Source organism: Bradyrhizobium sp. CCBAU 53415 (assembly GCF_028128735.1).
Lineage (GTDB): Bacteria > Pseudomonadota > Alphaproteobacteria > Rhizobiales > Xanthobacteraceae > Bradyrhizobium.
On sequence record NZ_LBJF01000026.1, the window covers coordinates 104944 to 118342 of the forward strand.

10 protein-coding genes and 1 tRNA gene are annotated in these 13399 nt (G+C 64.6%); 5 read left to right on the forward strand and 6 right to left on the reverse strand.

The window, feature by feature from the left end:
• Positions 1-2: 2 nt before the first annotated feature.
• The 4 genes from XH87_RS24480 (at position 3) to XH87_RS24495 (ending at position 3921) form a co-directional block, all read left to right on the forward strand.
• Positions 3-926, forward strand: a complete 924-nt coding sequence (locus tag XH87_RS24480; RefSeq protein WP_271589236.1) for an HpcH/HpaI aldolase/citrate lyase family protein — start codon at positions 3-5, stop codon at positions 924-926.
• A gap of 6 nt (positions 927-932) precedes the next feature.
• Positions 933-1871 (forward strand): AEC family transporter, encoded by a 939-nt coding sequence (locus XH87_RS24485; protein WP_271589237.1) that lies wholly within the window; start codon positions 933-935, stop codon positions 1869-1871.
• 347 nt (positions 1872-2218) lie between these two features.
• On the forward strand, positions 2219-2623 hold the full coding sequence (locus XH87_RS24490; protein ID WP_271589238.1) for a nuclear transport factor 2 family protein: 405 nt from the start codon (positions 2219-2221) through the stop codon (positions 2621-2623).
• Between the two features lie 296 nt (positions 2624-2919).
• Positions 2920-3921: a restriction endonuclease gene (locus XH87_RS24495; RefSeq protein ID WP_271589239.1), complete on the forward strand. Its 1002-nt coding sequence runs from the start codon at positions 2920-2922 to the stop codon at positions 3919-3921.
• A 31-nt stretch (positions 3922-3952) separates the two neighbouring features.
• On the opposite strand, the gene XH87_RS24500 is transcribed toward XH87_RS24495, so the two are convergent.
• From XH87_RS24500 to XH87_RS24510, 3 genes are all read right to left on the reverse strand, one after another.
• The gene (locus XH87_RS24500) at positions 3953-4591 is read right to left on the reverse strand and encodes a hypothetical protein (protein ID WP_271589240.1); all 639 of its coding nucleotides are present in this window, start codon (positions 4589-4591) and stop codon (positions 3953-3955) included.
• Between the two features lie 109 nt (positions 4592-4700).
• Positions 4701-4777: transfer RNA gene (locus tag XH87_RS24505), tRNA-His, on the reverse strand.
• Positions 4778-5170: 393 nt separating this feature from the next.
• Positions 5171-5605 (reverse strand): phasin, encoded by a 435-nt coding sequence (locus XH87_RS24510; RefSeq protein WP_271589241.1) that lies wholly within the window; start codon positions 5603-5605, stop codon positions 5171-5173.
• A 574-nt stretch (positions 5606-6179) separates the two neighbouring features.
• On the opposite strand from XH87_RS24510, the gene XH87_RS24515 reads away from it, so the two are divergent.
• The gene (locus XH87_RS24515) at positions 6180-9551 is read left to right on the forward strand and encodes a PAS domain-containing sensor histidine kinase (protein WP_271589242.1); all 3372 of its coding nucleotides are present in this window, start codon (positions 6180-6182) and stop codon (positions 9549-9551) included.
• A gap of 94 nt (positions 9552-9645) precedes the next feature.
• Here XH87_RS24515 and XH87_RS36850 read toward each other — a convergent pair whose 3' ends face one another.
• The 3 genes from XH87_RS36850 to serA all read right to left on the reverse strand — a co-directional run bounded on the left by XH87_RS36850 (position 9646) and on the right by serA (position 13319).
• Positions 9646-9873 (reverse strand): hypothetical protein, encoded by a 228-nt coding sequence (locus XH87_RS36850; RefSeq protein ID WP_442868312.1) that lies wholly within the window; start codon positions 9871-9873, stop codon positions 9646-9648.
• A 438-nt stretch (positions 9874-10311) separates the two neighbouring features.
• Positions 10312-11484, reverse strand: coding sequence for a thiolase family protein (locus XH87_RS24525; protein WP_158671443.1), 1173 nt, complete (start codon positions 11482-11484; stop codon positions 10312-10314).
• Between the two features lie 245 nt (positions 11485-11729).
• Positions 11730-13319, reverse strand: coding sequence for a phosphoglycerate dehydrogenase (gene serA, locus XH87_RS24530; RefSeq protein ID WP_271589243.1), 1590 nt, complete (start codon positions 13317-13319; stop codon positions 11730-11732).
• Positions 13320-13399: the final 80 nt, after the last annotated feature.

The following is a 13399-nucleotide window of genomic DNA, read 5'->3' on the forward strand; positions in this document are numbered from 1 at the left end:
CGATGGCCTCGCAGCGCCCGAGCCGGGCCTATCTGGCTGTTCCCGCGCATCGCGCCCGCCTCGTCGCCAAGGCGGCGGCGTCAAGCGCGGATGCCGTGTTCATGGATCTCGAGGACGCGGTGCCGCCTGCCGAGAAGGGCGTCGCGCTGGAGGAAGCGGTCCGGTCGCTGTCATCGCTGGACTGGGGCAGCAAGCGCGTCGCGGTCAGGCTCAATGCCGTCGACAGCCCCTCCGTCGGAGAGGAGATCCGCACGCTGGCGGCGCTTCCGCGGCTGGATGCGGTGATCGTGCCGAAGGCGGAGCGCGCCAGCGACATCGCCGCCATCGCCGGCCAGTTGCGCGCGGCGGCGCCGGATCGCGCTGCGCCTGTTACACTCGAACTGCTGATCGAGACCGCGCTCGGCCTCGTCAATGTCGACACGCTCGCCGCCGCGCATGACAGCGTGGCCGCGCTGCATCTCGGCGTCGGCGACCTCGCAGCCTCGCTCGGCGCCCGCACCTCCGACATCGGCATCTCGCCGGACGGCTACCGCCACGTCGGCTCGGCGCAAAGCGGCTACGCCACCGCGCCGCTCGACCTGTTCGCCTATCCGATGATGCGCCTGCTGGTCGCCGCGCGCGCGTTCGGCCTGCGCGCCATCGACGGCCCCTGCGGTGCGTTCCGCGATGCCAGGCTGACTGAGGCCAGCGCGCAAAAGGCCGCGGCGATGGGCTTCGACGGCAAGCAGGTCATCCATCCCGACCAGATCGACCCGACGCTGCGCGCGTTCACGCCGTCGGCCGAGGAGCTGGCCCAGGCGCGGCGCGTCGTCGAGGCGATGGAGCAAGCCGAGGCGAAAGGACAGGGCGCGGTGACGCTGGACGGCAAGATGATCGACTATGCCAATGTGCGGATGGCGCGCCGGATCATCGAGCTGGGGTCTTAAGCGCGCATGGCCACGTTGCTGATCGTCGCGCCGGTATTCGCGCTGATCGCGGCCGGCTATGCGTCGGTGCTGTTTCGCTTCGTCTCGGAGAGCGCGCATAAGGGCATCAGCGAATTCGCCTTCAGCATCGCGATCCCTGCCCTGCTCTTTCGCACCATCGTCGTCTCGGAATTCCCCGACGTCAGCCCCTACCGGATGTGGGGCGCCTATTACGGCGCGCTTGCGATCACCTGGATCGCGGCGCTCGTGATCTCGGCGCTGCTGCGCCGCCAGCGCGGCGGCGGCGAGGACGGCGTCGTGTTCGCGATCGGCTCGGTCTACGGCAACATCGTGATGCTCGGCATTCCGCTCGTGCTCTCGGCGCTCGGCAACGAGGCGGCGGGGCCGATGGCGCTGATCCTGTCGGTGAACACGCCGCTGCTCTGGCTCTGCGGCACGCTGCAGATGGAGTTCGTCAGCCGCAAGCACACCGGCTCGATGCTGACGATCATCTGGCCCGTGCTCGCGGATCTCGCGCGCAACCCCTTGATGCTCGCGATCGGCTTCGGCGTGGTCTGGCGCTTCACCGGCCTCGGCCTCACTCCTGTCGTCGACCGCACCATCGAGCTGCTCGCGCAGGCGGGATCGCCGACGGCGCTGATCGCACTCGGCATCAACCTGTTCCGCTTCGAGGTGAAGGGCGAGAAGCCGAGCATCCTGGTGATGTGCGCGCTGAAGCTCGCGGCCATGCCGGCGGCCGCCTTCGTGCTGGCCAGACTTCTCGACCTGCCGCCGGTCGCCGCCGGCGTCGTCGTGCTGTTCGCGGCGATGCCGACCGGCGCGAATGCGTACATCTTCGCGGTGCAGTATCAGCGGCTGGTGAACCCGGTGTCGGGCGCGGTGGCGCTGGGCACGCTGCTGGCGGCGGTGACGCTGCCGGTGGTGGTGTGGCTGGTGGCGGGGTGAGGCGTCCGGGGTTTTACGTCGACGCCGAACGGCCTCGCCAAGGCCGACAGCCGATCAGCGCAGGCCCAGAAACGAGAGCACCGCACCAATCACGACGATCAGCCCGATGACATAGATAATTCCGTTCATAGCTCAGCTCCCTCAGCGTTATCTGTCCTGCCGCATCTACAAACACCTGGGGTCATGAAAAGGTTCGCCGGTACATCTCGCCGTTTTCTGCCAAAACCGGGGAACGAAAACGAACGATCCCGCTACGGCGCGCTGGCGCCCGCACCATCTCGCGAGCATTTTGCCTTTGCACGCAAAGGTGGCTAGACTGACCGGATACGTGTTGCAGGGAGGGTAACATGGCACAACGCGAAGAGATGCTCGCATTGATCAGGACCGCTTACGCCGCGCGCGGCAAGGGCGACGTCGAGGGCTTGGTGACGGCTTTTCATCCCGAGGGCCACTTCACGTTGATGGGCGACAAGAGCGCGCTCGAACTGACGGGGCGCATGGAGGGGCACCCGTCCCTGCGCGGAGCTTTCACTCAGTTCACGGCTACCTTCGGCTTCGAAAGCCGCGAGATCCTGGCTGAGCTGGTCGACGGGGATCGCGTCGCAGTCCATTCCCGGGTTCTCGTTCGATACAATCCAAGCGGAAAGACTTTCAGCACCGAGATCCTGGACCTGTTCAGATTTCAGGATGGCAAGATCGCTGAGTTGATCGAGTTTGCGGATACCGCGCAGATCAAGGCGGTGATCTCCTGACGAATTGCGATGCCAAGTGCGATGACAGTGTAATTGGCCCGGACCTGCGCGCCAGATAACGCGCCGTGGAGATTGGTGCACTGTCACCGTAATGGCTCATTGTGCTGTTCGCGGCAATGCCGACCGGCGCGAATGCGTACATCTTCGCGGTGCAGATCAGCGGCTGGTGAACCCAGTGTCGGGCGCAGTGGCGCTCGGGACGTTGCCGCGTCGTGGTGTGGGTGGTGGCGATGTAAAGGACCGCGAGTGAAGTTCTCACGGATTTGGGACGCACAAAGCCTTTTCCATCGTGGCAGATGTACCCCACAGTGCTTTTAGCGAGTTCATTATTATCCGGCACGAAAATGATCGAGAAATTATCAGTCACCTTCGAAAGGCAAGTCGAACGCATCCATCAGTTGCTGGAGCGTAGTCCCTCAAAGGTAGTTTGGAACGACAAGATACCTGACCCCGACAACCCGGATCAACCGCGGCAGATTGACATCAGCATCGATCGAGATGGTGAGAGAGTACATGTGGAGTGCCGCATACACAGCAGCCCCCAGGACGTGAAATGGATCGAAGAGCTGATCGGCCGTCGAGCCAGCCTTCGCATTGACGTCATGATTGCGGTTTCGTCGTCTGGTTTTACGGATGGCGCCCAAAAAAAGGCCGCCGCCTTCGACATCAAACTTAGAACATTGTCGAAATTGACTGATAACGAGGTTCTTCTTTGGGTCGATCCCGCAAAGGCGTGGCTAGTCTTCTACGAGTTCGCAGACTGTCAACTATTGATCGAGATGGACTGTGCTGCCCTGCCGGAGCCTATAGCCCTAACCAAGGAAGATGGCACCGCCGTCGAGTGGCGCCCCCTGTTCGAAACAATCATGAAGATGCTCGACGATTCTCCCGAGCTTGATCATGAAGAAAGAGCCTTCGGATTAGACATCCAATCGGCACCCATTCTCGTCGGCGGCCAAAAGCCGAGCGGGATGACGTTCAGAGCTCGGACACGTAGGCTGAAGAAGTCCGTGCGGCTAACTTCGATCCTTCAATATGCTGATCCTCACTCTAAAGATGGGACCTCGGTCTACGTCCAGAAGCACGCAGACGATACCGTAGAGATAATCCGATCTGCAGATCAAGCCGCACTGGTATCTGATTCCACTAGCGCTGCGGTGCCGCCGAACTCTCTCTTTCACAGTGTACTGTTGGACTTTATCGAACCGACGAGCGTGAACTGGGTAAAAGTGGTGAACCCCCAGCTTGCGATGCAATTTGATGTCCAGATCGGGCTGATAATCACCTTTTGCCGTTAGGGCTGCACCGCGAACAAAAGGACATTGAACCTCAGTGGTAGTGAGCCCAAGCCAAAGTCGGGAAGTGAGGATAGGTGAACCCCATCGTCAGTCGGATACCCACCTGATGCCACGGTATGTACCATCTGGAGCTATGGCCCATGTCAGGTCCCACGCTGCGCCGAACGAAATCGATGCTGATTTGAACGGAAAGCGATTCCGTCGGGACCTGAATTGTCAGGACCTCTGAGTCCCAACGTCCTCTCAAAGAGCCGATAGCAGTTCTAAGACTGTCGACGGGACCTGACGTGGCTCTTATCCACTTTGTTTCGCTCTCCTGCTGGAGCATCAGCGGAATGTCAGCGATACCTTGAAAGGAAGCGTCCTCCGCTCGCTGACCTTGGCTCTTTAGATGGAAATAATTCGGTGCGTGCCAAGTCAGATGCGGATTGACCACCTGTTCTGCTGCAGAGGGATCCGAAACAATCTCGAATGAAGTCCTTACCCGGTTGTAAACATTCCAAATCCCAATGACCGCTTCAAACTTTGGCGCAATAAAAGTGTTGTCGCAAAGGCCGAACGATATATCGCCGCTCTTTTGAAACGAGAGCCAGCCTATTCTGACACGCCTAGTCGGTGTGTCACAGCATAGCGACTTGAGCACCATCGCCTCCAAGGACTGATCCATCACGGCGCACTTGCTCGTGCGGAGCACACTAGACCAGACGCACTTCGGCAGAGATGTGGAGGGTTACAGCGCCTCTGGACTTTGACGATTTCAGATCGGCTATTGAAGCCGCTGGTACAGTTGGGTGGGCTCGAACCACCGACCTCCTGTTCCACAGACAGGCGCTCTAACCAACTGAGCTACAACTGCATCCTGGCGAGCCGCGCCTTGGGACGCCCTCAAAAAAGGGCCGGTGCCGAGGGGGCTGGACGGGGCGGAAACTAGGTGCAACGGCCCGGTTTGGCAAGGCCGCAATGGGGCGAAAAACCTGCGGAAATCACGTTCGGTGCGAGGAAATCCCCTGCTCCGCTTGCGGGCACCGCATCTGATGCCCGCGCTTAGGGCGCTTACGCTTCCACAGCGTCATGGCCGGGCTTGTCCCGGCCATCCACGCCTTTGCGCGAGCAACCCAAGAACGTGGATGCCCGGGACAAGCCCGGGCATGACGACGTTTCCGGATTTCCATGTGCGCCAGCGGGAGAGCCGAAGAAAAAACCCGGGCCTTTCGGCCCGGGTTTCGTTGGCTCAAACCAGCCTCACCGCTCAGGCGGCGGACGAATAATATTTCGAGGCGGAGGCCTTGATCGGCTCGGCGGTCTCATTGGCGACGCGCTGGGTGAGCTCGACCAGCTCCTTGGCCTGGGACTGGAAGGTCTCGAGCTGCTTGCGGGCGTGGCCGGTCCACAGCTCCATCGCTTCCGACGGCGACTTGGCGCCGAACAGCTGCTGGGCGAAGTCGAGCTGGGCGCTGGAATTGGCCTTCATGAACTCGACCAGCTTGGCGGTGTATTCGCTCGCGCCCTTGGACGCGCAGGTGAACACAGCCTCGACGGTGCCGTTGTGGGTTTCGGCGGCGTCCTTGAACTTTGCGTAGTTTTCGCGGGCCTGCGACACGCCCTTTTCGGCGAACGCACGCATCTGCTCGGGAACCTCGAACGGGATGATCGAGGCAGAAAACGGATCAGTCGCACCTGTCATGGTTGTCCCTCACGCTAATGAAAAAATCGAGTGAGCCTTCTGGCGCGCCCGCCGGCCCCAATTCTGGGCCTTCGCATTCAGCGGGTACGACGACTGGAAACGCAAAACGAATGAGTGGCTCGCCCGGCGCCCAGCACCATGACTGCCTATCATGTCAACATTGTGCATCGCAACGCGCCACAAGGGTGCGCCGCGAAATTTAATCTAGGTAAGGGTGAGGTTCCGGATCGGAGGAACCGGGGGTTGAGGTAGCCGGGTGCGGGGCGCCGCGGCGACTTTCTTACCCTCCCCTGGAGGGGGAGGGTCGATCGCGCGCAGCGCGAGCGGGGTGGGGTGATCTCTCCACGCGGGCACTGCTTGTGCGGCACGGCTTCGTACCGCCCTGCCCGGCGAATCCCTTGGATGCAGCGGCGCTGCGGCTTGCGGGGTCTACAAGATTAAGGTTATCGCGCTTAGGGTGGCCCTTCCGGGCTTGCGGCCGTGGACCTGCCCGCGCCTCTCGGGCGATAACTCTTTCTTAAGGCTGTCATTCCCGGCAGCCGCCACACCTGATGCGTGAGCGACAGCCGGCCCTATGAAGCATTCGGATTTCCAGTTGCGAGGTGTGGGCGATCCGCGGCTGGCCGTGCATGCGACCTCGCCGCTGGCGACCTGGCTGTGGTCGATCGACGGCTCGCGCGTGCTGTGGGCCAATCCGGTCGGCGCAAACCTGTTCGGCGCGGCGAATGGCGCAGCACTCGCGGACAAGGTGTTCGGCCCGGCGGACAGCCATCGCCGCCAGGTCGCCCGGCTGGCCCGCCAGCTGCCGGCGAACGGCACGGTGCGGCTCGAACGGCTGCGCGGCTTCGGCGCCCGGTTCGGCACGCTGATGACCTGCGCCTGCGCGCGGCTCGATTTTGCCGATGGCGGCCATGCCATGCTCGTCACCGCGATGGATCCAACCTCGCGCCCGATGCCGCTGGTCGAGCGGCTGTCTCGCCTGGTCGCGGGCGCCAAGGTGCCGATGGCGGCGTTCGCGCCGGACGGACTGTTCGTCGGGGCGAGCGAGGCCGCCCGCGCCCTGCTCGGTTTCCGCGATCTCGGCGAGGCCGGCCTCGACCGGGCGCGGAGCGATGCGCTGGCAACCGGCCGCGCCGCGACGCCGATCGGCATCGGCCAGATGGTGCTGCAACGGGTCGGCGCGGGTGCCGATATCGGCCTGGTCGCGCTGATCGAGCCTGGAGCTCAGACGGCGACTGCGCGCGATGCCGCGCCCGAGGTCGCTGCCGCCGAGCCTCCGGCCGCAGTGCCGGAGGACGCACGGCCTGCGCTGCCGAACGCGGCTCCGCCCGCGATTACGCTGTTCGACGCCTTCACCGACCCGGCCGAAACGGCTGGACCAGCCGGGCCCAAGACTCCGGTTGAAAAGACTCCGGTTGAAAACATCCCGGTTGAAAACACGCCGGTTGAAAACACTCCGGTTGAAAACCCCTCCCAAGCCATTGTGTCGCCGCAGGCCGAAGCGATCAAACTAGGCATGGTCGAGCCGCCGTCGGACCAGGAGTCCTCGGGCCAGCAAGAGCCGCCCGCACCGCGTCAGCATCCGCTGCGCTTTCTCTGGCAGATGGATGCAGAGGGCCGCTTTGTGCTTCTCTCCGACGAGTTCATCCGCCTGATCGGCGCGCACACGGCCGGCGGCTTCGGCCGCCCCTGGCGCGAGATCGCCGAAAAATTCCCGCTCGATCCGGAGGGGCGCGTCGCGCAGGCGCTGGCCAGCCACGACACCTGGGCCGGCATCACCGTGGACTGGCCGGCCGACGGCGGCACGCATCTTGCGGTCGAGCTTGCGGGCGTGCCGGTCTACGACCGGATGCGCAACTTTGCCGGCTTCAAGGGTTTCGGCGTCTGCCGCGATCTCGACGGCCTCAACCGGCTCGAGGCGCTGCGCCGCTTCGAGCTGCTCGTCGCGCCGCCGGCGCAGCAGGGCCTGTCCGCCGACGCCGTCGAGCCCGATCCGGAGGAGGCCAAAGCCGAGACCGAGCCCGAAGAGAAGCCCGAAGCAGCGGCAGCGCCTCCGCCGATCGAGCCGCCGCCCGAGCCCGAGCCAACATCCGAGCCTGAACTGCCAGAGCCCACAAGCGACGCGAATTCACACCCAACCGATCTGGAAACGCCCGTGGAAACGCCTCCCAATGTCGTGCCGTTCCGCCCGCCCGGCGATACGCGCTCCCCGACGCTGACGCCTGTCGAGAACAGCGCGTTCAACGAGCTCGCGCGGCAATTGTCCGAACGGCTCGAACGCGAGCGCGAGACGATCGCGGCCGATGCGGTCGAGCCGCCCGCCACGGAGGTCGCGCCCGAGCCACCATTGCCGGAACCGGAGGCGCCGCAAGCCGCAGTCGAATGGCTGACCGAGCCCACCCCGCCGCCGCGCGCCGAACCCAGGCGCGACCGCGCGCTGCTCGATCTCTTGCCGACCGGCATCCTGATCTATCGGCTCGACCGCCTGCTCTACGCCAATCCCGCCTTCCTCGCGCGCATGGGCCATGCCAACCTCAGTGCGCTGGAGGATGCCGGAGGGCTGGACGCGCTCTATGTCGAGCCGGGCGTGTCGTCGGCCAGCAGCACATCGCAAGGCGGCACGCCCGTCACGATCAGCGCGACGGTCGCGAACGGCGAAGAGCCGCTTGCGACGACGGACGCGCATCTGCACACGATCGACTGGGACGGCGAGAGCGCGCATGCGCTGATCTGCGCGCCGCCGCAGGCTGTGCCTGTCATCGCAGAGACCGTTGTCGCCGAGACCATCGTCGCCGAGTCCTTCTCCTACGCGCCCGAGCCCGAGCCCTCCGCCGGCGAAGCCGAGGCGGAGGATCTCGCGGCCATCCTCGACACCACGGCCGAGGGCATCGTCATGTTCGATGCCGAAGGCAACATCCACGCCTGCAACCGCAGCGCGGAAGCGCTGTTCGGCTATGACGGGCAAGCGCTGCTCGCGCAGAACCTGATGACGCTGTTCGCGCCCGAGAGCCAACAGATCGTCGCCGATTATCTCGAAAGCCTGAAGAGCCAGGACATTGCGAGCCTGCTCGACCACGGCCGCGAGGTGCTGGGACGCGAGAAGAAGGGCGGCGTCATTCCGCTCGCGATGATCATGGGCCGCACGCGGCCGGACGGCCCGAACTTCTTCGCCGTGTTCCGCGACCTCTCGCAGAGCAAGAAGGGCGAGAGCGAGCTGACGCAGGCGCGCCGCCTCGTCGAAGGCGCGGCCAACGCCAAGGCCGACATGCTGGCGCGGATCAGCCACGAGATCCGCACGCCGCTCAACGCCATCATCGGCTTCGCCGAGGTGATGATCTCCGAACGCTTCGGCGCGCTCGGCAACGAGCGCTATGGCGAATACATGAAGGACATCCGCGCCTCCGGCGAGCGGGTCATCGCCATCATCGACGACCTCCTCGAACTGTCGCGGATCGAGACCGGCAAGCTCGACCTCACCTTCGCCAACCTCAATCTCAACGACCTGGTCGAGGCCTGCGTCGCGGTGATGCAGCCGCAGGCCAATCGCGAGCGCATCATCATCCGCACCTCGCTCGCGCATGCGCTGCCGCAGGTGAGCGTGGATGCGCGCGCGATGCGGCAGATCACCATGAATTTGATCTCGAACTCGATCCGGCTCGCCAGCGCCGGCGGCCAGGTCATCGTCTCGACCGCGCTGACCGACCGCGGCGAGATTGCCTTGCGCATCCGCGACACCGGCCACGGCCTCACCGAGCGGGAAGTCGCCGCCGCAATGGAGCCGTTCCGCACCCCGCCGCCCGGCGATGCCGCGGACAGCTCGGCGCTGAGCCTGTCGCTGACCAAGGCGTTGGTCGAAGCCAACCGCGCCCAGTTCAACATCAGGAGCGCTGCCAATTCCGGCACGCTGATCGAAGTCGTGTTCGCGCCGGCGCTGGCGAAGGCGTAGAGCGCGTCCTCCGGTCCGACCTCTGCCTTCGCGAGAGGTGAAGCAAAGCTGCTGCGCAGGAGCTAGTTCCAGAGCCGGCCTCTGCTGCGATCACCTATTGCTTCGCCGGCGGACCGCTCTTGTTGCCCGGCAGACCCTTGATGTGCGCGGGGTCCTGCTCCTGGACCGAAAGATTATGGGAAGCTGAGCCGACTGTTCCCTTCTTGGCGGGCGGACCGCTCTTGCTGCCGGGTTCTCCCGGGATGCCTGCGCCTGAATTCTGCGCGCTGGGGGAGCTGGCAACACTACCGGTGGCATCGGCACCGGTTCGATCGCCCGGCATGGTTGCCGCCGCGCCCGGCTTATCCTGCTCTCTGACATACCCCGAGGCGCCGGAGTTCTCCGTTTTGATGCCCTTGTCCGCCTCACTCTGCAGGTTCTGGTTCGGTGTTGTCTGCTGTGCGATCGCCGGCACCGCCAGGAGCGGGATCGTCGTAAGGATTGCTGCCATTGTTGAGCGCATGAGCTTTCTCCTCCATTACTCCGTCGCGCTTTAACGCCCGGCGAGGCAAAGATTTCCGGCGCATCGCGAATAAGCTTCGGCGAGGTTGTCGTGGGCCGGCGCGGGGCCGCGATTGGCCCGTCCATGCGTAGCCGTCACGCCGCACGAACAGTTTCCAAGAACTACCCTATGCACGGTGAGATACACGCGTACGGTCAAAAAAACACGGCGCCGGTGGCGCCGTGCTTGCCTGGATTGAAGTGACGGCGGCAGTCCGGATCAGCTGTAGATCTCGAACAGGCCCGCGCCGCCCTGGCCGCCGCCGATGCACATGGTCACGACGCCCCACTTGGCCTTGCGACGCGCGCCTTCCTGCAGCAGATGGCCGGTGAGACGGGCGCCGGTCATGCCGAAGGGATGGCCGATCGCGATCGAGCCGCCGTTGACGTTGTACTTGGCGGGATCGATGCCGAGTTGGTCGCGGCAATACAGGCACTGGCTGGCGAAGGCCTCGTTGAGCTCCCACAGATCGATGTCGTCGATCTTGAGCCCGGTGCGCTTCAGGAGCTTCGGGATCGCGAACACCGGGCCGATGCCCATCTCGTCGGGCTCGCAGCCCGCGGTCGCCCAGGCGACGAAGCGGCCGAGCGGCTTCAGGCCGCGCTTCTCGGCGTCCTTGGCTTCCATCAGCACCACGGCGGCGGCGCCGTCCGAGAGCTGGCTGGCATTGCCGGCGGTGACGAACTTGCCGGGGCCCTTCACCGGCTCGAGCTTGGCGAGACCTTCCAGCGTGGTCTCCGGCCGGTTGCACTCGTCGCGATCGACGACGTAGTCGACGATGCTCTCGGCCTTGGTCTGCTTGTCGACGACCTTCATCCTCGTCTTCATCGGGACGATCTCGTCCTTGAACTTGCCGGCCTGCTGCGCCGAGGCCATGCGGCGCTGCGATTCCAGCGAGAACTCGTCCTGATATTCGCGGCTGAGCTTGTAGCGCTCGGCGACGATGTCGGCGGTGTCGATCATCGCCATGAAGATGTCGGGGGCGACCTTGAGCAGTTCCGGATCGATCGATTCCTTCGGCGTGCCGCCGCCCGGAATCGAAATGCTCTCGACGCCGCCGGCAACGATGCAGTCGGCACCGTCGGAGCGGATCGAGTTGGCGGCCATCGCGATGGTCTGCAGCCCCGAGGAGCAGAAGCGGTTCACCGACACGCCGGCGGTGGTCTTCGGCAGGCCGGCGAGCAGCGCGGCCTGGCGGCCGATGTTCGGCGCGCCGTGGGCGCAATTGCCGAGATAGCAGTCCTCGACATAATCCTTCTCGACGCCGGCGCGGCTCACAGCGTGCTGGATGGCGTGGGCCGCGAGCGACATCGGCGGCGTGATGTTGAACCCGCCGCGGCCGGACTTGGCGAGGCCCGTGCGCGCATAGGAAACGATGACGGCTTCACGCATGTGTTTCTCCCTTTCGAACGATTGGTACGGAGCATAGTTACGAGGCGTTCTGGGCGCCATTGGTACACAAAGTTCGACGGCCGCGGGAAAATAAAAACGCCGCCTCCGTTGATGGAGGCGGCGTTGTTCCGCGCGTCGGAATATATGGTATGATGACCGTCATTCCGGGGCGGCTCGAAAGAGCCGAACCCGGAATCTCGAACTTCCGGGTTCGATGCTTCGCATCGCCCCGGAATGACGGCCTCTCAGAACGTCAGCGCCTTGGCCTGCTTGACCTGCGGCAGGCCCTGCACCTTGGCGAGCAGGTCCGCCGGCACCGCGCCGTCGACCTCGACCAGCGCGATGGCATCGCTGCCGGGCGCGGCGCGGCCGAGATGGAAGGTGGCGATGTTGATCTTGGCGTCACCCAAAAGGCTGGCGAACTTGCCGATGAAGCCCGGCTTGTCCTCGTTGGTGACGTAGATCATCGACTTGCCGAACTCGGCATCGACGCGGATGCCCTTGATGTCGACGAGGCGCGGCTTGCCGTCGGCATAGACGGTGCCCGAGACCGACCGCTCCTGCCGCTCGGTGGTGACGGCGACGGTGATCAGGCTCTCATAGTCGCTCTGGGCCGCGCGCACGATCTCGTCGACCACCATGCCGCGCTCCTTGGCGATGACGGGCGCGGACACCACGTTGATCTCGCCCAGCATCGGCCGCAGCAGGCCGGACAGCACGGCGGAGGTGATCGCCTTGATCTTCATCTCGGCGACGTGGCCCTCATAGGTGATCTCGACCTTGAGGATGCCGGTCTCGGTGAGCTGGCCGGCGAAGGAGCCGAGCTTCTCGGCCAGCGCGATGAACGGCTTCAGCTTCGGCGCCTCTTCGGCCGTGATCGAGGGGAAGTTCACGGCGTTCGAGATCGCGCCGGTCAGGAGGTAATCCGACATCTGCTCGGCGACCTGGAGCGCGACGTTCTCCTGGGCTTCGGTGGTGGAAGCGCCGAGATGCGGCGTGCAGATCACGTTGGGATGGCCGAACAGCACGTTCCTGGTCGCGGGCTCCTCGACGAACACGTCGAAGGCGGCGCCCGCGATGTGCCTGGAATTGAGCGCATCGACCACCGCCTGCTCGTCGACGAGGCCGCCGCGGGCGCAGTTGATCAGGCGCACGCCCTTCTTCATCTTGGCGATCGCGGCCGCGTCGATGATGTTCCTGGTCCTGTCGGTGAGCGGGGTGTGCAGCGTGATGAAATCGGAGCGCTTCAGGAGATCCTCGAGCTCGACCTTCTCGACGCCGATGTCCTTGGCACGCTCCGGCGACAGGAACGGATCGAACGCGATCACCTTCATGCGCAGGCCGAGCGCGCGATCGGCGACGATCGAGCCGATGTTGCCGCAGCCGACGACACCGAGCACCTTGCCGGTGATCTCGACGCCCATGAAGCGGTTCTTCTCCCACTTGCCGGCCTGGGTCGAGGCGTCGGCCTGCGGGATCTCGCGGGCCAGCGCCAGCATCAGGGTGATGGCGTGCTCGGCGGTCGTGATCGAATTGCCGAACGGCGTGTTCATCACGATGATGCCCTTGGCCGTGGCGGCGGGAATCTCGACATTGTCGACGCCGATGCCGGCGCGGCCGATCACCTTCAGCTTCGCCGCCTTCTCGAGGATCTTGGCGGTGGCCTTGGTCGCGGAGCGGATCGCAAGGCCGTCGTAATTGCCGATGATCTCGGCGAGCTTGTCCTTGTCCTTGCCGAGGTTGGGCTGGAAGTCGACCTCGACACCGCGATCCCTGAAGATCTGAACGGCGGCGGGCGAGAGTGCGTCGGAAATGAGAACTTTGGGTTTGGTCATGGGGATGTGTCCTTCACACCCTCCCCTGGAGGGGGAGGGTCGGCGCGAAGCGCCGGGGTGGGGTGAAGCTGCAACAAAGA